Origin of the sequence: Cobetia sp. 4B, assembly GCF_018831605.1 — a bacterium.
Taxonomy (GTDB): Bacteria; Pseudomonadota; Gammaproteobacteria; order Pseudomonadales; family Halomonadaceae; genus Cobetia; species Cobetia amphilecti.
Genome location: NZ_CP059843.1, coordinates 2,577,374 through 2,602,038 on the forward strand (window position 1 = coordinate 2,577,374; position 24,665 = coordinate 2,602,038).

Genomic DNA, 24,665 nt, shown 5'->3' on the forward strand with positions numbered 1-24,665 from the left:
CCCACACATCACACTCCCAGGCCTGCGCGCGACGATCAGGCGGGTGCAGAGCAGGCGTTGCGGGTAGCCGGGGCATTGCAGACAGGCGCCGGGCGAATGGAGGCGGGGTCTGCCAGCGCGGCCACCACGGATCTTACCTGCTGATAGCCGGTGCGCATCAGGAAGGTCGGCGCTCTGCCGTAACTCTTGATGCCGAGGATGAACAAGCCTGGCTCGGCATGCAGCAGTTCGGCCGCGCCGTGTTCCGGCACCGACCCACAGCTGTGCTGGTTGGGGTCGATCAGCGGCGCAAGCTTGATAGGGCTCTGCGTCGCAGGGTCCAGCGAGACACGCAATTCAGACAGCAGCCCCAGAGACGGGCGGAAGCCGGTGGCCGCGATGATGCGATCCACCGCCGGCAGCCGGTGTTCGCCACTCTGTACGACCCAGCGCCCCGCTTGGTGTTCGATCGCCTCGACGGCAAGCCCGGTCACTACCTCGATCCGGCCTTCCTCAAGCAGCGCCTTGATGCGCAGTTCAAGCGCCTTGCGCTCCTCCAGCTCATCATTGGGCGCCGGGCGGATGACCTCCTCGATATTGGCGGAGCGAACACCCCAGAGGATTCGCATCCCCGCTTCATGGTCTGCCAGCGCGATCAGGTCCTGCAGCGCATTCAGCGCCGAGTGGCCGCTGCCGATCACGAGTATCGACTTGCCGGCATACTCAGCCGCTTGTGTGCCGCGAATGTCCGGCACGCCATAGGCGATGACTTCGGCCGCCGCTTGCTCACCGATGGCGGGAATCCCGTGCACCCCGATCCAGTTGGGGGTCTGGTAGGTGCCGGAGGCATCGATCACCGCGCGGGCCAGCACATCGCGCGGGCCGTCAGGCCCCTCGACGCGCAGCACGAAGGGCGCCTCATCGCGACCGCCACTGCGCAGCACATCATGCTGTTGTCGACTGACATGGGTGACGCGGCTATCGACATGCAGCCGCGAGCTGATCGACGGGTGCGCGGCGAGCGGCGCGACATAGCGGTCGAGAAACTCGGCCCCGGTGGGATAGGCAGCGGCGTCCGGGGCGCGCCAACCCTGTTCCTGCAGCAACTCGGCCGCTAAAGCGTCGATATTCCATGACCAGGGCGAGAACATGCGCACATGTCTCCAGCAGGCCAGGTTGGCGCCTGCGTGTGCGCCCGACTCGAAGAGAATCGGCTCCAACCCTGCCTCCAGCAGATGGACGGCGGCGCTCAGCCCTATCGGCCCGGCGCCGATGATGGCCACCGGCAGGCTTGTGATATCACGACTCATGGCAGTCTCTCGCAGCAATATGTTGTCAGTGACAACAAACCTAGTATCCCTCCACGCCAATGTCTACTCCCTGGCGCTCAATCAGTCACCCAGGCGCTGACGCGCGGCAAGGGTCAGCTTGTTGAGCAGCGCCACTGCGCCCTCCACGACCTCCGGCGACAGGCCCTCGATCATGGAGGCCTCTTCCGCGACCAGCTCGGCGTGAATCTGCTGGTACAGCGCCCTGCCCTCCGGGGTCAGCGAGAGCTCAACGGCACGCCGGTCGTTGGGGTCCTCGATCTTGCGCACATAGTGCTTGCGGATCAGCGAGTCGGCGACCCGGCTTGTCGTGCTCTTGTCGAGGTACATCTCGTCCGCCAGCGCCTGCAGTCTCAGCGGTCCGCGCTTGACCAGCGTCTCCAGCGCATAGCATTGAGCGACGGAGACGTTGTGGTGGCAGATGCTTTCCCTGTCGCGAAACTGATGGACACGGATGAGCTGATTGACGGCTTCGTACAGTGCTTCTGCTTGATCCACTCTGTTGCCTCACGTGACGGTGGTCAAAAAAGGGGGGCATGGCTTGCCACGATAACCGAGCACGATACAGAGCGCACCGATATCCGGCAGCCCTTATCCAGCAACCCTTATCCAGCAACCCTTATCCAGCAACCCTTATCCAGCAACCCTTGTCCAGCAACCCTATCGGCTTGCACGTGGCAATGCCTTGCACGGGCAACTCAATCGCGACCTTTCTCCCCGACACGATGCCAGCAGACCTTGCAGGCAAGAATTGTGCAAGAATCTTGCAATTCATTATTGAGAACGATTAGCATTGCCAGCCGCAACATATAACTATTCAAAGCAAGGGACATCACGTGCACCTCCGCCTCCATCCGCTTACCGCAGCCGTCCTCTCCGCCAGTGCGTTGACCCTGAGCCTCTCGGGCCACGCCTCGGCTGACGACATGTCCACCCTCGTCATCAGCGAAGACCGTCTCGAACAGAATGTCGTGATCAGTGCTGAAGAGATCGATCAGCGTCAGGCACGCGACCTGGAAGACCTGTTCCGCGCTGAGCCGGGCGTCAGTGTCGGCGGTGGCATCGCCATCGGCCAGAAGGTCTATGTACGCGGCCTGGAAGACACCAACCTGAACGTCACCATCGATGGCGCGCGTCAGGGCGGCTACCTCTTCCACCATACCGGTCGATTGACCATTGACCCGGCCCTGCTCAAGCAGGCGGAAGTCGATAAAGGCCCCGCGACCGCCGATGATGGCCCGGGCGCGCTTGGCGGCAGTCTCCGCTTCGAGACCAAGGATGCGCAGGACCTGCTCAAGCCCGGTCAGGACCTGGGCGCACGCGTCTCCGTCGGCACCGAAAGTGCTGCGGACGCCACCTCCGGCACCACGGCGTTCTATGGTCGTCTGGGGGAGAATCTCGGTCTGATGGGATATGTCAGCGGCCGCAACAGCGATGACTATGAAGTTGGCGGTGGCGGTGAGCAGGAACAGACCGCAGGCCAGCAGCGTGGCTACCTGCTCAAGATGTCACTGCTGGACGTCAATGATCAGGACCTGCGCATCAGCGCCGAGCGCACCACCGATCACGGCACCTATTTCACGCGTCCGCACATGCCGAGCTTCAGCAGTCAGCAGCCGACCTATCAGGAAATGGAGCGCGAGACCTTCACCGTCAATCATGCCTGGCACCCGGGCAATGACCTGATCGACACCAGAACCACCCTCTATCACACCACCCAGGAACTGGATCGTGTCGATGCCGGCAGCACCAGCCGTTCCCAAGAATTCGGCGCGGATGTCCGCAACACCTTGCGCCTCAAGACGGGTGACGTGGCACATGCGCTGACCACTGGCGTGGACTTCCATGATCAGGACACTCGTCGCTCCGACGACGCCGGCAGCGCCGGCCCCAACAACGAAGACACCTCACGCAACCTGGGGGTCTACGCCCAGAACCGCATGACGCTGGGCCCGTGGGCCCTGTCCGTTGGCGCGCGTCTGGATGATTACGACAGTGATTACGGCGAGGCGGGCAGCGTCAGTGGCAGCGAGGTCTCCCCCAACGCGATTCTGAGTGTCGATGCCACTGACAACCTCACCCTGCATGCCGGCTACGGCGAGGCCATTCGCGGTGCCAAGGCACGTGAAGTGATCCTGATCGGCGATGATGTCACCATCGCGGAGGGGCTTGAGCCGGAACGCGCTCGCCAGCGCGAGATCGGTCTGGATTGGCATCAGCGGGACGCCCTGATGGCGGGAGACCGCCTCGGCTTCGCGCTGACCGGCTTCCATACCGATATCGAGAACTATCAGGCCTATGATCGCGGCAGTGATCCGGCGGTGCTCTACAACCTGGAAGGCGAAGTCGAAAGCCGTGGCTATGAAGCCAGCCTGAACTGGGGCGTGGGCGGCTACGACACGCGCCTGGGCTACGCCAAGGTGGTGATGAAGAACAACGACGGCGACCCGCTGGGTGACGAGATGAACATCGGCGCCTCCACTGGCGACAAGTGGACCTGGGATCATCAGTATCGCTTGCCAAACCACAACGTCACCCTGGGCTACACCCTGAACGCGGTGGAACGTCTGGAACGTGTGGCAGAAGGCGACGAGGAGAAGCCGGGCTACGTGACGCACGACATCCGCGCCCAGTGGACACCCGCCTCATATCAGGACCTGACCCTGACACTGGCGGTCAACAACGTGTTCGACAAGCGCTACAGCGACCACAGCAGCTACCTGCTCAGCAGCGGTGACAGCATGCTGGAGCCGGGCCGTGACGTCCGCCTGGGTGCCAGCTATAGCTTCTGACCCAGCCACTAACTCAGCCCCTGACTTCACGATCAGCTGACGAAAAAATGCCCCACAGGACTGGCCTGTGGGGCATTTTTCATGGCGCGCATATCAGCCTGGGTAGAATGGACCCCAGATGTCAGGCCGGATAGAAAGGCCAGATGATGGGCAGCAATACGACGCTGACCAGATAGCCCACGACCACCAGGGGCAGGCCCGCCTTGACGTAATCATTGAAGCGATATCCCCCGATCCCCAACACCATGGTGTTGGCCGGCATGCCCAGCGGCGTTGCAAAGGCACAGGAGCCGCCGATGCAGATCGCCATCAATACCGCACTGGGGTCAGCGCCCAATCCCACCGAGATCGCACCGCCGATAGGGGCCAACAGGGCTGTCGTGGCCGTATTGGACATGAACTGCGAGAGACCCGCGGATATCACGAACAGCACACTGAGCAACACGCGCGGTGATGGGGCTTCGCCCAGATAGGCGACCACGTGCTCCGCCATCATCGTGCCCAACCCCGTCTTCTGCATGGCGATGGCCATGGGCAGCATGCCTGCGAAGAGGAAGATGACGCGGGAGTCGATGGCATCCAGCGCACGGCGCTCCTTCATGACACCCGTCAAGACCAGCAGCAGTGCCCCCGTGACACCGATGACATGCATGGGGAAACCGATCACGTCATCGAAGACCATCGCCAGGATGGTGAGCACCAGCACACCCAACGCCAGGTACTGCTTCCAGAGCGGTGCCATGGTCGGTTGCTCGTCATACATCTCGACCCCATCGCCGCCGGGACGATCCGGCAGGAGCTTGTAGCCGATGGTCAGGAAGTACAGCAGGCCGAAGATCATCATCGGAATGCCGATCATCGCAAAGGAGAAGAAACCGAAGGACTGAGCGCCATCGGTCATCTTGCTCAAGGTGCTGTCGACGATCAGGTTGCCCGGTGCCCCGATCAAGGACAGATTACCGCCCATTGCGGAAGCGAAGGCGAGCGGCATCAGAAGCTTGGAGCGGCGAATCCCGGAGCGGCTGGCGATGCCGACCACCGCAGGAATCAAGACGGCAGCCGTGCCGGTATTGGACAGAAAGCCGGACAGAATCGCTGTCACCAGCATGATGGCCAGCAGCAGCTGTCGCTCTGTCTTGGCGAAATGCGTCACGATGCCACCGATACGATTGGCCATGCCGGTTTCGAACAAGGCACCGCCGACGACGAACATCGCGCAGAAGAGAATCACGTTCTTGTTGATGAACCCGGAAAAGGCTTCCTCTGGCGTGAGGATGTCGCCCAGCACGAGACTGATCAGTACCAGCATGGCAGTCAGGGCAAGCGGAATCTTTTCCGAGACGAACAGTACGATCGCGACCATGAGAATGGCCAGCGTCAGAAGTTGCGCGTCCATTTTATTGTCCTTGTGGTTGGAACCTTCACGCGCAGGGGGCAGGCATGGCGTTCCTGCCCCCTGGATGCTGCAAGAACTGCGTCAGGCGATGGCGGCGCTCTGACGAGTCGCGCGAACCCGTTCACAGACGGCATCGGTGATCTCGCGCGTGGTGGCGCTGCCGCCCAGATCTGGCGCATGCAGACCCGAAGCGACCACTTCTTCAATGGCGGTCATGAGGCGCTTGGCCAGTGCCGTCTCACCCAGATGCTCCAGCATCATGACGGCCGTCCAGAAGGCGCCCACCGGATTGGCGATGCCCTTGCCGGTGATATCGAAGGCAGAGCCGTGGATAGGCTCGAACATGGAGGGGAAGGTGCCTTCCGGATTGAGGTTGGCGGTCGGGGCAATCCCCAGGCTGCCGCTCAGAGCCGCAGCGAGATCGGAAATGATATCGGCATGCAGGTTGGTCGCGACGATGACGTCCAGCATGTGGGGCTTGAGCACCATGCGTGTCGTGATGGCGTCGACCAGTTCACGCGTGATCGTGACGTCCGGGTAGTCCTTGGCGACTTCGAAGAAGATCTCGTCCCACAACACCATGCCGTGGCGCTGGGCATTGGACTTGGTCACCAGCGTGAGATGCTTGCGCGGACGGGACTGCGCCATTTCAAAGGCGAAGCGGTGAATGCGCTCGATGCCCTTGCGAGTGAAGATCGAGACTTCAGTCCCCACCTCCTCCGGAAGCCCCTGGTGGACACGGCCGCCATTCCCGGAGTATTCCCCTTCACTGTTCTCGCGAATGATGACCCAGTCGATATCCTCCGCCTGCTGAAGACGGCTGGTGATCCCCGGGAAAACACGGGCGGGGCGCACATTGGCGTACTGATCGAACCCCTGGCAGATCTTGAGACGCAGGTCCCACAGCGAGATGTGATCCGGCACCTTTTCACTGCCTACGGCGCCGAAATAGATGGCATCAAAGGTCTTGAGCTCCTCGATGCCGCCATCCGGAATGTACTGGCCAGTCTTGAGGTAGCGCTCGGAGCTCCAGTCGAAGTCGACGAAGTCGAAGGTGACATCGGTATTGTCTTCCGCCAGCACTTCCAGCACACGCTTGCCGGCTTCGATGACTTCAAGACCGATACCATCGCCCGGGATGACTGCAATACGGTGGCTATTCATGATGTAGGCTCTCTTGTCATTGGGGTGGGTGAATCAAGGCGTGATCACACACTAGCCAGCGAGCCACCGAGCCGACAATGCACTAGCATTCACAACACCTTCAACCAGGAAGTTGAAAATGCAATCGCTCACAGAACTCGATTTCTTCCTGACGCTCTGTCGGGAAGGCAGCATGTCCAACGCCGCCCGCGTGCTGGACATCAGTCCGGCAGCCGTCAGCAAGCGACTGGCAAACATTGAAAAAAGACTCAAGATTCAATTATTTAACCGCAGCACGCGCTCCATGAGCCTCACGCCCGAAGGCCAGATATATCAGCGCCATGCGGAACAGACCTTGAGCCAGGTGCTGGAGATGGAAGAGCAGCTTTCCCGCCATGAGGGGCAGGTAAGAGGAAGACTAAAGGTGAACGCCCCGCTGGGCTTCGGGCGCAAGTACATGGCGCCCATCATCTCGGGCTTCGTTCAGGCGTACCCGCAGGTCGAGGTGACATTGCATCTTTCCGACATCCCGCACGCCATGGTCGATGGTGCCTTTGACGTCGCCATTCGATTCGGCGAGCTGCCTGATTCCAATCTGCATGCACGCAAGATCGCCTCACATCGCCGCATCGTCTGTGCCTCTCCGCATTACCTTGCCCGCCATGGGTGCCCGCAGCATCCCGATGAACTGGCCAGCCACGAATGCATCACCCTGCATCAGAATCGGGACTCATGGAGCATCTGGAAATTTCAGGGCAGTGAGGAAACCTGTAGCGTCAAGGTGGGCGGCAGCCTGTCCACCAATGATGGGGAAAGCGCCCTTCGCTGGGCCCTGGATGGCCGCGGAATCGTGCTGCGAGCGGAATGGGATGTGGCGCCTTATGTCGAGGCGGGAGAGCTCAAGATCCTGTTCGAGGAGTATCAATTGCCCAATGCCGACATCCATCTGGTCTATCAACATCATGCCGTGCTGCCGCTTCGGATCCGCCATTTCATTGAGCACACCCAGGACTATCTGGCCCGCCATCCCTTCAAATGACACCGCAATCCCTTCAAATGACGCAGGGCTTTCTGCAGGGCCAGGGCTTCATTGCGACAACGAAATGCCCTCATGCAGGCGTGCATCAGGGCATTGGGGAAAAGCAGCTCATTCACTTGCTCAGAGACCTCAAGGCGATCACGCTCCTTCCGCCTCGGCATCCTGCTGCTTGGCCAGCTTGTGGCCATCTTCTGACTGCCCGATCTTCCAGTAGCTGGAGACATAGAAGTGGGACTTGGGGATCTCGTGCACCTGCTTGAGGTGAGCACGCAGCGCTCGCATGCTGCCGAATTCACAGGCCGCCCAGACAGACACCTGACCCTCCAGGCTCGGCAAGGAGGCGATCTTGTCCAGCAGCGGCTGGCCGCTCGGGTCCGGCTGCGCATTGATGACCCAGTGCAGCTCGATGCCGGCCGGATGCTCAAGCGTCTGGATATCGGCTTCGCTGGTCACCTCGATGACGGCGTGGCCGCGCGCGTCTGCCGGCAGCTCGGCCAGATTGACGCTGATCGCCGGCAAGGCCGTCATGTCACCCGCCAGCAGGAACCAGTCGGCTTCCATGTTGATCAGCTTCTTTGGCCCCGGGCCGCCGATGGTGATGCGATCCCCCGGCTGGGCGCTGACGGCCCAGGCAGAAGCCGGGCCGGCGTGGTCGTGCAGCGCGAAGTCGACATCGATCTCGGTCGCACGCTGATGACGAATGGTATAGGTGCGCATCATCGGGCGCTCGCCTTCCCCGCGCGGAAACACCAGTTTGATATAGGCGCTCTCCTGCCCCTCGGGGATGGAGCCGATATTCTCCCCGCCCAGGGTGACGCGCAGCATATGCTCCGTCACCGGGGTGGAACGAATCACTTCAAGCTCTCGCATTGCGGGCTTACCCATCTTGCGCACTCCTCTGGCAAACGCCTTCAAGTTGTTCAGCATCGCGTGCTTCACACTCGCTTGTATTGTGGATCATGGCAGATGCCGTTTTCAGGAAGGTGGCGACCTCCTCATCGCTGAGGTCTCCCGCCATCCGCCGAGCGGTCTCATCTTCCAGGGCTTCAATCTCTTTGAGCATGTCGTGGCCCGCCTCGGTAGGGGCGAGAAACAGGCTGCGACGGTCCTGCGGATTTTCCGTCTTGATGATCAATCCCGCCGTCATCAATTCATTGAGCACCCGCGTCACGCGCGCCTTGTCCTGCCCCAGATGCTGCACGATCTTGTGCGCCGTGCACTCGGAGGTACGGCCAATGCCCTTCAGCACCCGAATGTGCGTGACAGGCAGATCAAGCTGGTAGCGCTGGATGCCCAGACGAAGCTGCCTGCGATAGACATGCATCAGCTGATGCAGCACATCATTGAGTGATGCCTGACTCATGTGTCACTCACCATATGGTTGGTATAGGTCAACTATATTGGCAGATGGTTGATACTGTCAACAGAAATATGATCGAGAAGCATTCTCATCTTAATGCCGAAAATCTCATATGCCTATCACTCTTCTATCCACTGCCAAGCGCGCTTTCGGCAACTCTTGCTGCGTGACATGGTGACAGCGAGCGGGAACCTGCTAAGGTCGAAGGCCACACATTCCTGACGCCCACGAGAGGCATCGATGGCTGAACTCTGCCTGCTGTTTGATTCCGATGGCACCCTGGTTGATAGCGAAATCCTCCTCGCCGAGGCCATGTCCAGCACCCTGCCCCGCTATGGTCTGCCGTTTACCAGCGACCGCTACATGAACGAGTTTCGCGGCATGCGCTTCATGAGCATCGTGCGCACGCTGGAGGCAGCCCATGGCGTTCTGGAAGAAGAGCCAACACGGCGCATGGAAGGCGAGATGCGCGCCCTGCTGGAAGAGTTGATGAAGGCACACCTGACGGCGATGCCCGGCATGTCAGCCGCCTTGATGGAGCTTGAAGGCTACCCCTGTGGCGTGGTGTCCAACGGGCCTGAGCGCAAGGTGCGTCTGGCGCTCGATACCACACGCCTGGCGCGCTTCTTCGATGGCCATATCTACAGCGCCTATACCCTGGGCGTGTGGAAGCCGGACCCGCGCATCTATCGACTCGCAGCCGAGCAGATGGGCTTTTCGCCATCACATTGCGTGGTGATCGATGATGCCATCGTCGGGGTACAGGCAGGGCTGGATGCCGGTATGCAGGTCATCCACTTCGCCCATCACGACGACGGCCATGAAACGCCGCGCGGCGCACTGCGCATGCACCACGCGCGCGAGCTACCGAGACTGGTGGCGCAGATTTCACAACGCATCGCCCACTGAATCCATTGAGGATTCCAAAGGCGATCGCGCGCCATCCGCCCACCACTCCTTGCATAACGCCGCAGTGATGAAGCGTCCGCTTCGCGCGAGACGACGCGTCAATTACCAGAAGGCCTTCAGAGCAGGAATGTCGTTCAGCGAGGCAATGATGCTCAGCGCGACAGAAGACAGCGCACTGGGTGACAGCGATTTACGATAGCGGACCTGCGAGATCTCCTCAGCGCGAGTCATGACGGCTCGTGCCTGGCAAGAATGAGGCGCTGCCAGTCAGACGGGCCATATCAGGGGTATCACGACAGAAAAGCGTGGCCCCTGTCGTCTCAACAAGAACGCAGGGTCAGATAGCCGAGTGGTCGACCAGCACCTCGATCAGCGCGTCTTTATAACTGCTCGGCTAGATCCATTCAAATACGTCAGCATCGTCTCCTCGTGGAATAATGGTTTGTGCAGCGCACGATTGATGAAACGACTGACAGCAAAAGTAGCAAAACCAACCTATAGTAATAGGTCTTATGTTGTATTACATAAGACAGCAACACTTGGAGACTACATATAAAACAATCGTCGAGGGATATGACATGAGCCTCTGGGACACTATCTCATGGAAAACTGCCACCTTTGCACTAGTGTGCATTGTATTATCTGGCTGCAGTCATGTGAAATCTGTGGATCAAATACCCAAATCAAAAGATGACGAGCCGAAAAGCCTGGTGATATTCCTAGATGGGACTGCCAATGATGAGATCAGTCGCACTAATATCTCCAAACTCCATAGCCTTGTCTCACTACAGGGGCGAAGTGACATAATCACGACTTATATAGAAGGAGTCGGCACCAACACCAATATAATAGGCATGGCGATGGGCTGGGGAATTGGTCATGATGTTCGTCAAGGATATTCATTCTTGGCGAACAACTATCGCTATGAAAGAGGAGACAAGATTTACATTTTCGGTTTTAGCCGTGGAGCTTATGCCGCCCGAATACTCGCTGCATTGATACATACAGCCGGCATACAGGATATCTCGAAAATGGATGATAAAGCCGGCCACGAATACATTGACAAACTCTATGATGCCTATAAAGGCGAGAAGTCGCTGACACAGAGAAGGAAGGACGTAGCGACTGTTGCCAAGCTACCTCTTGTATCTCGAGACATCGAATTCCTGGGCCTGTGGGATACGGTAGAAGCGCTGGGGACGCCAGATTACAAGGAAGATACGAAACTTCCCAACAGGCGGTATGGGGATCAGTTATGCAACATAAAGTCTGCAGCGCACGCGCTGTCAGCTGACGACAATAGAGCACGTGCATTCACGCCTATTTTATTAACATATTCAGAACTGACAAGAGAGTGCAAAGAAAAGGTCGTTATCGATGATATTGTGGATGAGGTATGGTTTGCAGGCGCCCATTCAGATGTCGGTGGGGGTTACGCCGATACCAACATAGACGGCGTATCTCTGAACTGGATGTTACAGAAGATTCAAGACTATGACATTGTCCCTGCGAACTCCAGTGTCTATGCTGACCCACTGGACCTGACCCATAATCCTGAGCATGGCGCTTGGGGACTGATCTACAGGAAAGCCAGCCGAAGCTTGTTCGAGTACGCGGAGACAAGCAGATACAACGATCATAAGCTCAAGTTGCATCGTTCATTATTGAACAGACTGAATGCAAGAATACCGAGAAGCTTTGAATACCAATGGTGCGAGCTGGGAGAAACCGGGAGGAGTGAGTTTCAAGACTGCTTCATCTGCAGCACCGAGGGTATAAAATATAAATATAACAGTGATTGCTTTACTGTAGTGGATTGACTCTTTGTATAAAGCCGAGACTTGTTGGTTGCAGTATATTGAACACTGCAACCAACAATATTCTAAAATTTTCGTCCCTTAAAGGAATTTACCACCGCACATCATCTCCCGGATTCTGACAACAAGTACAGATAGCTGGCACGTTACAAGCAACGCTCTGACCTAGCCCTTCATACACTAGATTCGATGACGATATTCAAGACAGTTTTCACTGTAGATTAAACTTCACCAGTGTCACGATACGTGACAGGCCCTGCACCATGCCCCCCCGGCTCGTGAAACCCCAGCTCGTGAAATCCCGCAGCGAGAATCCCGCCCCTGAGGCGGGATTTTTCATGCCTGGCGCACAAGACAGGCTGCTCGTGGTGTGACTCGCTTTGCCTGTCGCAGCCACCAGCACTCCCGTTCGCGAATGCCGCTAGCCGCCCCCCAACCGATACGAATAGGCAAGTTTTAGCGACTATAGCGCCTATATATCGCCCTTCTCGATACTTATAGTGTCTCTACAGCAAACACGCATCAGATACGCAAGGCTCGCAGGACACGACCGTACGCAAAGCCAGACGCAGCTCTCGTGCGCGCACCTCACGTATCCCAAGCGCAACCGCCGCACACCTGCCATCAGGATCTTGACCATGACTCGCAATACCCCATATGGCCCCAAGGGCTGGACCCCGGACAGAATCGGCTCGCTCGTCGGCAAGACCTATCTCATCACCGGCGCCAATAGCGGCGCGGGCTTTCAGGCGACGCGCATATTGCTGAGCAAGGGTGCCGCCGTCGTGATGCTGAATCGCAACCCGACCAGATCAGAGGCGGCCATCGCGGCGCTGCAAGAGGAGTTTGGCCCCGCGGCGAATGTCAGTCATATACGCATGGACCTGGCGGAACTGGCCTGCGTACGCAGCGCGGCCGCGGAAGTCCTGGAGAAGGTCCCGCAGATCGATGCCCTCATCTGCAATGGCGCCATCGCTCAGGTTTCCCGACAGCAACTCACCGTCGACGGCTTCGAAAGTCAGCTGGGCGTGAATCACTACGGGCATTTCCTGCTGTGCGGGCTGCTGTTCGAGCGTATCGATGCCTCCAACGGGCGGATCGTCGTGGTCTCCAGTGAAGGCCACAAGATGGGCCTGAAAACCATCCAGTTCGATGACATGAACTGGGAGCACAACTATCACCCGAACAAGGTCTATAGCCACAGCAAGCTGGCACAGATGATGTTCGCCTATGAATTGCAGGACAGGATTGAGGCGGCAGGTCGCCAGGTAAACGTCTTTGTCTGCCATCCGGGCGCGTCCAACACCTCACTGATTCGTGACAACGCCAATCTGGCGACTCGACTCAGCTGGGCAGTGATGGTGAAGACGGGAATGGCGCAGACGGCCGAGAAAGGCGCTTACCCGGAAGTCATGTGCGCCACCGAGGAGGCCCTCAGGCAGCGGGCCTACCATGGCCCGACGGGGCTGATGAATTTCGGCGGGCCGGTGGGCGAGTGTGAATTGGGGGCATTCGTTCTGGAGAAGAGCGTCATGACCCGACTATGGCAAGTCTCGGAGAAGGCAACGCAGTTGAGCTGGTCGATTTGACCTTGAGCCGACCACCGACCTTCCCGCCACCTTCAGGGAGGCGAATCCCATGAATGTATCACTGGTAGTGACAGGTCTTCTGATGATGATTCCGAACATGTCGTTTGCCAACAGCCTTTATGACGAGATTATCCAGCCGGAGACCTCGATTCAGGACAGTGAAGGCAATACCTATCGCAGCGTGAAGATCGGCGCTCAGACCTGGCTTGCCGACAACCTCAGAACGACTCGCTTTCAGGATGGCTCGCCCATCCGAACGGCATTCATTCCTGAGGATGACCCCGTCAACCTGTTGTCATATGGCCGTCTGTATGACTGGCATGATGTCAGTGATGCTCGCAATCTCTGTCCGGCGGGCTGGAGAGTCGCCTCGGATGAGGACTGGAAAGCGCTGGAACGCGCCATCGGAATTGCAGAAAAGGAGATCGACTCGACGGGCTGGCGTGGCGATGATGATATCGCCATCACGCTCAAGGCGGCTCAGCCCGACTCCCTGTTGACGTCCTTCGATCAGGCGCGCATCAATCTCACCGGCTTTTCAGCCAGACCGGCGGGCGTGAAGTGGAAGGGCTGGTATATCACCCAGGGCGCCTACACAGAATTCTGGACCCGCAGTGAAGCGACGCCGACCAAAGCGTTTGCCAGAACACTGGCCTACTCCTGGTGGAACCCGCACAAGGGCGAGATCCGCCGAGCGACACTTGGCAAGAATGGCATGTTCTCGGTGAGATGCGTGAAGGACTGATCAGATCACAACACTGGGGGTAATGGGAGGGGCACAGTCGGTAGTGATATAGGCGCGAGGAGCGCTTGAGCAAGGACTCTGTTCCGCTGAATCACCCCGATTGAAGACATTCGGGCGTCAGCGATTGAACGCGTGGTTCAACAAGAATCCTTGCTGAAGGGTTCCTGCCGGTTCCGGGAGCAAGATGACATCGTCATGGTCAAGCGTCTTTCCGCAAATGGCGGGCTTCACGTTATTGTGTCGTGCTGATCATTGCTGGCTGGCAGCTAGCGCTCAGAAAGACTCGACCATGATGTCACGCACACTCCATCCCGGAGGTGATATCGGCTGTCAGGCGCTCTCGCTCAAGGCATGCTCGATGCGGGTGGCGGGAACACTCTTGCCGGCATCATTCACGAAATCCGTCGCGTGATTCTTGTCTTCAATGGCCCACTTGCGAGCATGTCCGCGGCTGCCTTCTTCACTCAAGGCATGCTGCACCCTGCCTGCCGCCACGCTCATGCCGCTTTCCACATAGACTTGCGTGCTGCGCTCGGCCGGCTGCGCCTGCCCCATGATACGGCTCTCGCTCAACGCCTCACGGACACGGGTGTCGCTTTCGCCATTGTCGGCAAATGCCGCATTGCTCACAGCACACAGCGCAGCTGTCACACACAGTACTTTCATGGCTTTCATGATGTCACTTCTCGTCTTTTGCGTTGGGTTGGGTTGGTCAGATCTGCAAGACTAGCGATTTGCTGAACGTCAGATTGATAGAGCTCAAGATCGATAGAACGTAAAGTCGATAGAACGTCAGGTTGGTGGCGCCAAGGGCCTGTGAGCCAAGGGCCTGTGAGCCAAGCGCGTTGTCAGCCGATTGATTGCCCGAACAGGCTTCACTGGCCACCCTTGACCACGCCTGACCTCACATATTGAACTTCACCAATGTCACGATACGTGACAGGCCCTGGGCCGCGGCCAATGACTGCGCAGTATTGCCACGCGCATCCTGGATCGAGGGGTCCGCCCCTGCCTGCAGCAACAGCTTGATGATGTCTTCATTGCCGAACAGGGACGCCATCATCAGCGCCGTCTGGCCACTGTAATTGCGATGATTCACATCACAGTCGGTATTGGCGATCAGCCATCTGGCTGTTTCGTCAAAGCCGCGAAACGCTACCCCCATGAAGGCATTGCTGCCCTTCTCATCGAGTGCACAGGCGTCAGCACCGGCAGACTTCAGTAGCGCCAGGGTGTCGGTATGCCCGTAGTAGGCCGCGAGAATGAAAGGGGTATAGCTGCGTGAATTGGTGACCGAGAGATCACCGCCCTGCTGAACATATTCACGGATCGCGGCATTGTCGCCATCGCGTGCGGCGTCTAAGATATCGATGTCGCCAGCCGCGACAGCCTGCCCCGCCATCACCATCATCAGCAGACTGGCCAACACCGCCAGCCATCTTCTGCCCAGGCCGTGTTGCTGCCCGATGGGGTCTGTGGCTCGCATCGTATGCATCTTGCGCTCCTCTCTCGTCTTTCGCTCGTGTTGCGCTCGTCTGGCGCACATGTTGCGCTCGTGTGCCGGCCGGCAGAGGAGCGCAAGCTCCCCTGCCGGGTGAAACAGGCCCGGGACTTCCGGCAGCGGTTGATCGCGATCGCATCACGCTTTTCTTCATACGCTTTGCTTTCAGCCGCTGACTCAGATGTCTCAGTCCTCGATCAGCTCTTCCACGTCGTCCATGTCGACGTCTGCCACCTTGGCCAGACGCTCACCGTATTCGTGGTCGGCCTGGTAGAAGTGGCTGACCATGATCTCGCGGATCTCCTCGTTCTTGACCTTGCCCAGGTCAGTCCCCAGCGCCTGGATCAGAGCGTCCTGATCCTGCTCGGAGAAGGAGCGATACAGTTCACCGGCCTGAGCGAAGTTCTGCTGCTTGCCGATCGGCTGCTGCTGGGTGGTGCCATTCAGGGTGTAGCGCTTGTACTCGTACTGGCTGTCATCCACCAGCGAGTCGGCGTTGCGGCTCGGCTGATAGTTGATGGAGCCGGAACGCGGCTTGGAGTAACCCGCGCCGTCCTGATGGTTGTTGTGCACCTCATTCTTGGGCGCATTCACCGGCAGCTGCATGAAGTTGGCTCCCAGGCGATAACGCTGGGCATCGGCGTAGGCGAACAGACGCCCCTGCAGCATGCGGTCTTCGGACGGCTCGACACCCGGCACCAGGTTGGCCGGCGACATGGCCGCCTGCTCGGTTTCCTGGAAGAAGTTGTCCGGCGTACGATTCAGCGTCAGCTCACCGACCTTGCGGGCAGGAATCAGGTCTTCCGGCCACATCTTGGTGGTATCGAGCGGATTGAAATCGAAGCTGTTCAGCTTGCTCGGGTCCAGGGTCTGGATATAGAGATCCCAGACCGGGTCATCGCCGGCATCCAGATGGGTGTAGAGGTCATCGGTCAGATGGTTGAAGTCAGTGGACTGCACCTTGGCAGCTTCTTGCGGCGTCATGCCGTGGTTGCCCTGACGCGACTTCCAGGTGAACTTCACGTACTTCCAGTCGCCTTCGGCATTGACGAACTTGAAGGCATGCACGCCGGAACCATCCATCTCACGCAGGCTGGTCGGAATCCCCAGCGGCGAGTAGAGGTAGGTCAGCATGTTGGTGCTTTCGGGGATATGGCTGAAGAAATCGAAGTAGCGATTCGGGTCCTGCAGGTTGGTACGCGGGTCCGGCTTCAGCGCATGGATCATGTCCGGGAACTTCATCGCATCGCGGATGAAGAACACCGGGAAGTTGATGCCCACGATGTCCCAGTTGCCCTGCTCGGTGTAGAACTTGACGGCGAAGCCACGCGGGTCGCGCAGGGTCTCCGGCGAGCCCTTGCTGTTGATCACGCTGGAGAAGCGCACGAAGACCGGCGTCACCTGGCCCTTGTCCTGGAAAGGTGCCGCGACGGTCAGGTCGGTCAGGTCCGCGGTGGCACGGAACTCACCGTAGGCACCGGTACCGCGAGCGTGGACGACACGCTCCGGAATGCGCTCACGCTCGAAGTGCGCCAGCTTCTCCAGCAGGTGGTGGTCCTGCAGGAGTGTCGGGCCGTTCGGGCCGGCGGTCAGGGAGTTCTGGTTGTTGCCGACCGGCGCACCATTGGAGCGAGTCATCACTTCCTGCTGCGCCAGACTGCTGGCAGAAAGGCCCAGCGCCATCACGGCCGTCAGGGTCTTCATGGGAAAACGTACGTTCAGCATCTCGCAAATTCCTCGTTAAATCAGGGAGTAACGGGGCGAGGAGTATTGGCGAGAAGTTCCCATAGCAAAAATAAATAATAACTAACCAGGGAATAGCGAAAACCTAATGTGTTGCAATATAAGCACCAGTTTATTCATCCCGCCAGCGAAGAACCCGAGGTGGCGTCCGGCACGACGGCCACGACTTGCTGCATGTTCATGCATACAGGTGTCGTGCTGCTGCGGTTTTCAGGTCAGATGCAAACTTCACCGTCATCAATCGCCCAGCGAAAGACCGCCAAGCCAAGGGCTGAGGGCCAGACGTTCAGGCGAGGATTGTTGCGTCCTGTCATCCAATCCGGGCGTCTCAAGATACTCGATGCTGGCCGTCGCCCACCACGAATACACGTGGATGAAGTCCCACCATCCGTGCACTCCCCCTTTTTTGCCTTGTCGTCCGCTGCCGGCCGCCTGTTGCTGAGAGCCTACTGTTGAGCACCTCTTGCCAAGCGCTATTTGGCTTGCTCGGCCCTGCCTGAGATGACAAAGAGGAAGGACCGAGAGACATGGCCGAGAGACATGGCCGAGCGAAGGGCCGGGCATGGTAAGCCTGAGCCAGGCCAAACCTGCGCCTTGTCAGGCGTTGGCATACGCCAGAAACGACAAGGGCCCCTCATGTTGAGGGGCCCTTGTCGTTAGGTCTTGCGACGTCTCTTTCAGCGCATGGCGCGGTTACGCCTGACGATTCATCTTCTTCGGCTTGCGCTGGAAGGCCGGCATGTCATCGATGACCAGTACCGGATTCAGCTCTTCCTTGGGGAAGTCATTCTTGAGCCAGCGCAGCATCGAGAGCGCCAGAATCAGCATCACCGGAATCATCGGCAGCGCCACCACGATGGTCGAGGTCTGCACCGTCTGCAGGCCACCCAGCTGGATCAGCGCAACGCCGACGGCCGCGATCAGGAAGGCCCAGATCAAGCGGAACGAGCGCTTGGGCTCCTGATACCCGGACAACTTGCGTGAGGTCACCGAGGCCAGCACGTAGGCCGAGCTGTCCAGCGTGGTCGCCAGGAAGATGAAGCACAGCAGGATGAAGGCCACCGTGACCAGCTTGGCATACGGCAGGGTCTGCAGAATGCCTTCCACCGCCAGCGGGATACCGCCGCTGTCCAGCAGCGCCTTGATGTCCAGCGCGCCGCTGATCTGCAGGTCCAGCGCGTAACCGCCCCACACCGCGAAGAACACCCAGGTCCCCAGCGAGCCGAACACCAGCTCCGCGATGATCAGCTCACGGATGGTACGGCCGCGCGAGATACGCGCCACGAACAGACCCACCATCGGCGCGTAGGCGATCCACCAGGCCCAGTAGAAGACGGTCCAGTCCTTCCAGAAGGTGGAATCCCCCGCCGGGTCGGTCCACAGGCTCATCGGGATGAAGTTGCCCAGGGTCTTGCCGAGGCTGTTGACGAAGCCTTCGACCATGAACTGCGAGTCACCGACGATGAAGGTGAAGGCCAGCAGGAAGATCGCCAGGATCACGTTGACGTCAGAGAGAATCTTGATGCCCTTGGCCAGGCCGAACCAGACACTGGCGGAGAACATCGCCGTCCAGATGCACAGTACCGCGACTTCCAGCCCGAAGTTGGCTTCCATGCCCAGGATGCCGCTGACCAGCTGTGACACCAGCGGTACCGCCAGCCCCAGCGAAGTGCCGACGCCGCCGACGATCCCGAACACGACGATGGAATCCAGCAGCACGCCCCAGGCGCCATCCGCATGACGACCCAGCACGCCGCGCGAGGCGACGGACAGACGCACGCCATCACGCTTCTTGACGTACATGGAGTAGGCGATCGGCAGGCCCGGCAGGCAATAGAAGGCCCACGGCGTCAGCCCCCAGTGGAACTGACCGAAGGCCAGCGCCCACTCCGCGGCCTCACGGCTCTTGGCCGCCACGTGATAGGCCGGCGAGGTGTAGTAGTAGATCGGCTCGACCCACGCCCAGTTGACGATCGCGATCCCCATCCCGCAGGTGAAGATCATCGCCACCCAGCTGAAGTAGGAGAAATCGGGCGTGTCCTCTGCCCCGCCCAGTCGGACGTTGCCGTAGCGGCTGAAGGCCAGCCAGATGAGGAATCCGACGACGCTCAGGCCGGCCACCAGATACAGCCAGCCGAACTTGCCGGTGGCGAAGGAGAAAGCGGCATTGATCAGCGCGGTGCTGGCATCCGGGAACAGGATGACCGGGCCGATGAAGGCCAGGATGACCAATACGGCGGGGATGAAGACACGCGGGTCCAGATGATCGCCATCACTGGCGGGGGGAACTGCTTCTTGCACGACTACCACCTTAGTGAGAAAGCCCGAGCAAGAGGGGCGAGACGTCGCTCTTGCTCGGGCAGTTCGCTGTATTCAATAATTTTTCGTAATGAAAAGAGCGCGGTATTATACATTTTTTTATTCCACGCGCATTATACTTTCCCGGCAACCGCGGGGAGCATGAATCGCGACACGGTATTTTCTCATACAAACATGAATTTCATTCATCAACATCGCGCTGCGCGCTCCCCCTTCTGCGCCCAACTCACACCATCCTCACGCCTTCCTCGACCAAGTTTCCGCCAGACGCGAACAGGCCGCCGACACGTCAATGTCGGCGGCCTGTGGTTCTCAAGCGCTCATGAGCGGCGACTGTCACGCAGAAGTCAGCACCTGACGCGGCAGTCTTTCCGCCCCTTGCTTCGCGAGGGTCACCCCAGCCGATGCGCCACTATCATGGGCAGCATCACCAACGCTCACTTCGTGTCACAAGAAGCTCAGCGCTTGAGCACTTCTCATGCGCGGAAAGCTGCCCCCTGCAAGCTCAGGGTCAGACAAGCCGGTCTTGGGCGATCAGCACTGGCTGACGTACTGGGTCTTGATATAGGCATCCAACGCTTCGATGCCCCCCTCGACGCCATAGCCGCTATCGCCCCAGCCCCCGAGCGGCACCTCGGCAAAGTGCGCCGGCACGTCATTCACGCCGATCGTGCCCGCATAGATGTTGTCCTTGAAGAACTGCTGACGCGTCGGGTCGTGCGTGAAGACATAGGCCGCCAGGCCGTAATCGACGCTGTTGGATAGCGCGATGACCTCCTCATCCGTGCGGTAAGGCGTAATGGGCACGACCGGGCCGAAGATCTCGGTCTTCATCAACTCGGACTCCGGGTGCACATTCGTCAGTACGGTCGGGGCGAAGAAGAAGCCCTTGTCGCCCAGACGCTTGCCGCCGACTTCCACCTTGGCACCACGATGGCAGGCGTCATCCACCAGAGCCTGCATGGCATCCAGACGACGGATGTTGGCCAAGGGCCCCATCTGCGTACCCGCCTGGCGGCCATCACCGACATTCAACTCGGCGGCAGCGGCAGTGAAGGTCGCCACGAAGCGCTCATAGACACTCTCGTGCACGAAATAGCGCGTCGGCGAGACACAGACCTGACCGGCGTTGAAGAACTTCTTGGCCACCAGCATTCTGGCGACGCTCTCCACGTCGCTGTCCTGCGCGACGATGACCGGCGAATGGCCACCCAGCTCCATGGTGACCGGCTTCATGTACTCACCGGACTTGGACGCCAGTAGCTTGCCCACCGGCGATGAGCCGGTGAAGGTGATCTTGCGCACGGCAGGATGCTCGATCAGGCGCGAGGAAATATCCCCCGGCTTGCCCAGCAGCAGGTTGATGGCCTTGCCCGGGACACCGGCATCCAGCAGGGCCTGCACGAGCGCGATCGACGAGCCCGGCGTCTCTTCCGCCGGCTTGAGCACGCAGGAGCAACCCGCCCCCAGCAGCCCCGCCAGCTTCTTGGCCGTCAGCACGACCGGGAAGTTCCACGGCGAGAAGGCGGCGACGACGCCCACCGGCATCTTGCGAATCTCGATGCGATTGCCCGGCGTACGGCCCTGAATCAAGCGCCCGGCGATACGACGCGCTTCTTCACCGCCCCACTCCAGGAAGTCTGCTGCGCGTTCGATCTCACCCTCTGACTCCGCCAGCGGCTTGCCCTGCTCCTGGGTCAGGATGGCCGCGATGTCCGACTTGCGGGCGCGCAGCAGATCGGCAGAACGCTTGAGGATCTCACCGCGCTTCCACTGCGGTACCGTCTTCCACTCCTCGAGCCCCTCTTTGGCGGAAGCCACTGCAGCGTCGATATCCTCGGCGCTGGCATGCAGGAACTCCCCGATCACCGACTCGTTGGCCGGGTCGATGACCTGCTCGCGAACGTCGCTGCTGCCATCGGTCCAGTGTCCATTGATCAAAAGCTTGTAATTGTTCATGGCGTCCTCTTGGTGACATCTAGCTCGCTGATGACGGCCTGAGCCGGCCATAGCGAAGGGATTATGACGTGTGTGAAATCACGTGCTTGCGTGAACTGAAGACTTGCGTGAACCCGGGGGCTTGCCTGACTCAGCGCGCGATACCTGCCGGTTGCGGCGCAGATTCCGGCGCCGCTGAACCGGCCTTGAACTTGCCTTTCAACCAGTCGATGAACATCGCCTCACCTGGCGTATGGGTGCCATTGGCCGGCTCGAGCACATAGAAATCCTCGACGCTGGCGACTTCGCCGCCCGGAACCTTGACCAGCTGGCCGCTGGCCAGGTGGTCACCGACCAGCGAGTCCAGTGCCAGCGTGACGTAAGGCCCATTGGCGGCCAGCTCATAGGCCAGCAGATTGTTCTCCACCGACAGGGCCGGCTGGCAGCTCTGCAGGGGGATGCCATTCTGGTGGGCCCACTCCAGCCAGCCGGTGCGATTGCCCATGATGGCCACCAGTGGATGCGTCAAGACGTCTTCCAGCGAGGTGATCCGAGCGGCCAATTCGGGCGAGCACACGGGGTAGGTGGTGTCCCGGCTCAGGCGATGGCAGTGATAGCCTGCCCAGCCGCCCTCGCCGTAGCGAATCTCGACACCGGCGCTGCTCTGATCGAAGTCCGACAACCAGAACCCGGTGTAAAGCTCGAAGGAGACGCCCGGACACAGGGCATGGAATTCATGCAGGTGGCGGGTGAGCCAGTGCTCCACGAAGGAGTAGTTCGCCCGCACCGTGACCGTGTCGCGTCGATCACGGCCGAACATCTGATCGGTCGCGTTCGAGATGCTGTCCAGCGATACCTTGATGACGTTGTAGTAATGGCGTCCCACATCGGTCAGCGCCACGCCCTTCTTGCTGCGGGTAATCAACCGCTTGCCCAGATACTCTTCCAGCGACTTGAGCTGCTGGCTCACCGCGGATTGGGTCACGCTGAGGCGTTCAGCCGCCAGCGTGATGGAGCCGGCGTCGACGACGGCCTTGAAGATGAACAACCAGTTATGGGGAGGGGGACGTTTCATCGCTGCTTCTCTGCTGCCTGCCTGGACCATGCTCGAACCTTCCGATTTCGAGCCTCGATACCCCGTCGCTTCCTTGATCGGGGCCGCGTGCCTGGCATCCTAACGCTCTCGCCTGACAGGCACGCGGCATTACGACCACTCTCAGACTTTTTCCACCGGCTTGAGCTTGATCTTGACGCTCTCGAAGTCCGCATCGGCGTGCAGATAGCGGAAGGTGGAGATCATCATCGCGATCATCACGAACACCAACGGCAAGGCGACGATGATCGAGGCGGTCTGCAGACTCTTCAGGCCACCCACGAACAGCAGTGACAGCGGGAAGATGGTGATGACGAAACACCAGAACAGGCGATTGCTCTTTTCAGGCTCCTGCCCTTCGCCCAGCTGGCGCGAGGTGGCACAGGCCAGCACATAGGCCGCCGAGTCAAAGGTGGTCGCCAGCAGCACGATGCCGGAGATGACCAGCGCGATCAGCACCAGGGCAGCGCCGGGCAGCTGATTGAAGACCTCGATGACCGCCGCCGGCGCCCCCGCGGAATTGACCAGCTCTGCCACCTGCAGCTGACCGGTCATCTGCAGATCCACCGAATACCCTCCGACCACGACATAGAACAGCGCGGTGCCGGCGGTCCCGAAGACCAGCATGCCGACGATGACTTCGCGGATGGTGCGCCCTTGGGAGATACGCGTCACGAACATGCCCATGAAGGGGGCGTAGGCGATCCACCAGGCCCAGTAGAAGACGGTCCATGCCTGCGGGAAGCCGCCCTTGGCCACGCTGTCGGTCACGGTGCTCAGCTCGAGGAAGTGCTGCAGCGTATAGCCGACGGAATCAAAGCCCAGGCTGATGATGAAGTGCGTCGGACCGACCAGCAGGATGTAGGCCACGATGGCCAGCGTGACGACGGTGGAGAAGATGCTCAGTCGTTTGATGCCCTTGTCCAGCCCAAGACCGCTACTGATGGTGAAGACAGCGGTGCAGACCAGAATGATGGCGATATCCAGCTCCACCCCCGGTGTCAGACCGAAGACACTCGCCAGCGCAGTGCTGATCATCGGAGTGCCGAGCCCCAGCGAGGTGGCGGCGGCGCCCAGCATGCCGAACAGGAACAGGTAATTGATCGCGGTGCCAAGCGGTCCGTCCACCAGCCCGCCCAGAGCGCCACGGCAGGACTCACTGAGGTTGTAGATGTGGGTCTGGCGTACATAGAAGATGTAGGACATCGCCACGGCGGGGACGCAGTACATGGCCCAGGCGGAAGGCCCCCAATGGAAGATGCCGTAGGCCTGTCCGATGGTGTAGAGCGCGGGGTCCTTGGCGTCCATGCCCAGTGGCGGCCAATTGAAGTGGAAGCCCCATTCGGTGCCCGCCCACAGCATCAGCCCGGTCGCGTTGCCGGCCAGGAAGACCATCATGATCCACGAGCTCTTGGAGAACTCGGGCTTGTCGGTCTGGCGGGCACTCAGGCGAATGTCGCCGAAGCGTGAAATGGCGAGATAGACCAGAAACAGCATGCAGGCGAGCGGCATGCCCAGGAAGACGACGTCGAAGTTGCGCGTCATCCAACCGAAGATCATGTCCATCGACTGCTTGCCCTGCTCGGGGAACAGGATCAATGGCAAGGCGACGGCGGCGACGATCAGGATGCTGATGATCTGCATTCTGCGATTGCTGTTGGACGGCGCGGAGGCAGATCTCTCCTGCGCGCCCTTATCAGAGGCGGCGTAAGACATGGCGTTATCCTTTTTATCGTTATAAGTGCATGGTGCTGTTGAATCGGCGTGGCGAACGCTCGGCCTGAATGCGGGGTGGGCTCCTCGGGTTGGCGCACCCGAGGAGTCCGAGCCGATGCCTGGCAGGCATGGCGATGGCGCTTCGCAAACATGGCTCGTCGTCTCGCGACGTATTCCTCAAATCCTTTCTTTCAAATTCTTTTATTCAAATCCTTTTTTCAAATCCTGTAGTCAAGACCTGTCTTTCAAGCTCTGGTC

20 protein-coding genes are annotated in these 24,665 nt (G+C 59.6%); 6 read left to right on the forward strand and 14 right to left on the reverse strand.

Features of this window, described 5'->3' with window-relative positions; all coding sequences use genetic code 11:
- Window positions 1-35 precede the first annotated feature (35 nt).
- Together H2O77_RS10755 and H2O77_RS10760 are read right to left on the reverse strand one after the other, a co-directional pair.
- Window positions 36-1,289: an FAD-dependent oxidoreductase gene (locus tag H2O77_RS10755; protein WP_215823014.1), complete on the reverse strand. Its 1,254-nt coding sequence runs from the start codon at window positions 1,287-1,289 to the stop codon at window positions 36-38.
- 81 nt (window positions 1,290-1,370) lie between these two features.
- Entirely contained in the window at window positions 1,371-1,805 is a 435-nt protein-coding gene (locus H2O77_RS10760; protein WP_054557127.1) for a MarR family transcriptional regulator, read from the reverse strand.
- Between the two features lie 338 nt (window positions 1,806-2,143).
- On the opposite strand from H2O77_RS10760, the gene H2O77_RS10765 reads away from it, so the two are divergent.
- Entirely contained in the window at window positions 2,144-4,099 is a 1,956-nt protein-coding gene (locus H2O77_RS10765; protein ID WP_215823015.1) for a TonB-dependent receptor, read from the forward strand.
- Between the two features lie 121 nt (window positions 4,100-4,220).
- Here the strand turns inward: H2O77_RS10765 and H2O77_RS10770 are convergent, their stop codons facing one another.
- Together H2O77_RS10770 and H2O77_RS10775 are read right to left on the reverse strand one after the other, a co-directional pair.
- Window positions 4,221-5,495: an SLC13 family permease gene (locus H2O77_RS10770; protein ID WP_192839317.1), complete on the reverse strand. Its 1,275-nt coding sequence runs from the start codon at window positions 5,493-5,495 to the stop codon at window positions 4,221-4,223.
- An 81-nt stretch (window positions 5,496-5,576) separates the two neighbouring features.
- Window positions 5,577-6,659, reverse strand: a complete 1,083-nt coding sequence (locus H2O77_RS10775; protein ID WP_192839318.1) for a tartrate dehydrogenase — start codon at window positions 6,657-6,659, stop codon at window positions 5,577-5,579.
- 118 nt (window positions 6,660-6,777) lie between these two features.
- Here H2O77_RS10775 and H2O77_RS10780 point away from each other — a divergent pair, with 118 nt between their 5' ends.
- Entirely contained in the window at window positions 6,778-7,677 is a 900-nt protein-coding gene (locus tag H2O77_RS10780; protein ID WP_276315241.1) for a LysR substrate-binding domain-containing protein, read from the forward strand.
- Between the two features lie 138 nt (window positions 7,678-7,815).
- Here H2O77_RS10780 and H2O77_RS10785 read toward each other — a convergent pair whose 3' ends face one another.
- Both H2O77_RS10785 and H2O77_RS10790 read right to left on the reverse strand, forming a co-directional pair.
- Entirely contained in the window at window positions 7,816-8,562 is a 747-nt protein-coding gene (locus H2O77_RS10785; RefSeq protein ID WP_215823017.1) for a siderophore-interacting protein, read from the reverse strand.
- Window positions 8,555-9,001, reverse strand: coding sequence for a MarR family transcriptional regulator (locus H2O77_RS10790; protein WP_200906817.1), 447 nt, complete (start codon window positions 8,999-9,001; stop codon window positions 8,555-8,557). Before H2O77_RS10790 ends, H2O77_RS10785 begins: the two co-directional genes overlap by 8 nt.
- Window positions 9,002-9,277: 276 nt before the next feature.
- Here H2O77_RS10790 and H2O77_RS10795 point away from each other — a divergent pair, with 276 nt between their 5' ends.
- Window positions 9,278-9,946 (forward strand): HAD-IA family hydrolase, encoded by a 669-nt coding sequence (locus tag H2O77_RS10795; protein WP_215823018.1) that lies wholly within the window; start codon window positions 9,278-9,280, stop codon window positions 9,944-9,946.
- Between the two features lie 102 nt (window positions 9,947-10,048).
- Here H2O77_RS10795 and H2O77_RS18075 read toward each other — a convergent pair whose 3' ends face one another.
- Complete coding sequence (locus H2O77_RS18075; protein ID WP_276315200.1) at window positions 10,049-10,177, reverse strand: hypothetical protein; 129 nt, start codon at window positions 10,175-10,177, stop codon at window positions 10,049-10,051.
- Window positions 10,178-10,524: 347 nt separating this feature from the next.
- Between H2O77_RS18075 and H2O77_RS10800 the strand changes: the two genes are divergently transcribed.
- The 3 genes from H2O77_RS10800 to H2O77_RS10810 all read left to right on the forward strand — a co-directional run bounded on the left by H2O77_RS10800 (window position 10,525) and on the right by H2O77_RS10810 (window position 14,097).
- Window positions 10,525-11,766 carry a DUF2235 domain-containing protein gene (locus H2O77_RS10800; RefSeq protein ID WP_215823019.1) on the forward strand — a complete coding sequence of 414 codons (1,242 nt, stop codon included), beginning with the start codon at window positions 10,525-10,527 and terminating at the stop codon, window positions 11,764-11,766.
- Between the two features lie 497 nt (window positions 11,767-12,263).
- Window positions 12,264-13,352 carry an SDR family oxidoreductase gene (locus H2O77_RS10805; RefSeq protein WP_240548577.1) on the forward strand — a complete coding sequence of 363 codons (1,089 nt, stop codon included), beginning with the start codon at window positions 12,264-12,266 and terminating at the stop codon, window positions 13,350-13,352.
- A gap of 49 nt (window positions 13,353-13,401) precedes the next feature.
- Entirely contained in the window at window positions 13,402-14,097 is a 696-nt protein-coding gene (locus tag H2O77_RS10810) for a fibrobacter succinogenes major paralogous domain-containing protein (RefSeq protein ID WP_215823020.1), read from the forward strand.
- Window positions 14,098-14,427: 330 nt separating this feature from the next.
- Here H2O77_RS10810 and H2O77_RS10815 read toward each other — a convergent pair whose 3' ends face one another.
- The 7 genes from H2O77_RS10815 to H2O77_RS10845 all read right to left on the reverse strand — a co-directional run bounded on the left by H2O77_RS10815 (window position 14,428) and on the right by H2O77_RS10845 (window position 24,407).
- Complete coding sequence (locus tag H2O77_RS10815; protein WP_153636037.1) at window positions 14,428-14,772, reverse strand: hypothetical protein; 345 nt, start codon at window positions 14,770-14,772, stop codon at window positions 14,428-14,430.
- A gap of 229 nt (window positions 14,773-15,001) precedes the next feature.
- Complete coding sequence (locus tag H2O77_RS10820) at window positions 15,002-15,592, reverse strand: ankyrin repeat domain-containing protein (RefSeq protein ID WP_215823021.1); 591 nt, start codon at window positions 15,590-15,592, stop codon at window positions 15,002-15,004.
- Window positions 15,593-15,784: 192 nt separating this feature from the next.
- Window positions 15,785-17,323 (reverse strand): catalase, encoded by a 1,539-nt coding sequence (locus H2O77_RS10825; protein WP_276315201.1) that lies wholly within the window; start codon window positions 17,321-17,323, stop codon window positions 15,785-15,787.
- 711 nt (window positions 17,324-18,034) lie between these two features.
- The gene (locus tag H2O77_RS10830) at window positions 18,035-19,642 is read right to left on the reverse strand and encodes a BCCT family transporter (RefSeq protein ID WP_215823022.1); all 1,608 of its coding nucleotides are present in this window, start codon (window positions 19,640-19,642) and stop codon (window positions 18,035-18,037) included.
- Window positions 19,643-20,194: 552 nt separating this feature from the next.
- Window positions 20,195-21,619 carry an NAD-dependent succinate-semialdehyde dehydrogenase gene (locus H2O77_RS10835; RefSeq protein WP_215823023.1) on the reverse strand — a complete coding sequence of 475 codons (1,425 nt, stop codon included), beginning with the start codon at window positions 21,617-21,619 and terminating at the stop codon, window positions 20,195-20,197.
- Window positions 21,620-21,749: 130 nt separating this feature from the next.
- Window positions 21,750-22,673, reverse strand: a complete 924-nt coding sequence (locus H2O77_RS10840) for a LysR substrate-binding domain-containing protein (protein ID WP_215823024.1) — start codon at window positions 22,671-22,673, stop codon at window positions 21,750-21,752.
- Window positions 22,674-22,814: 141 nt separating this feature from the next.
- A complete protein-coding gene (locus H2O77_RS10845) occupies window positions 22,815-24,407 on the reverse strand; it encodes a BCCT family transporter (RefSeq protein WP_107334502.1) in 1,593 nt (530 codons plus the stop codon).
- Window positions 24,408-24,665: the final 258 nt, after the last annotated feature.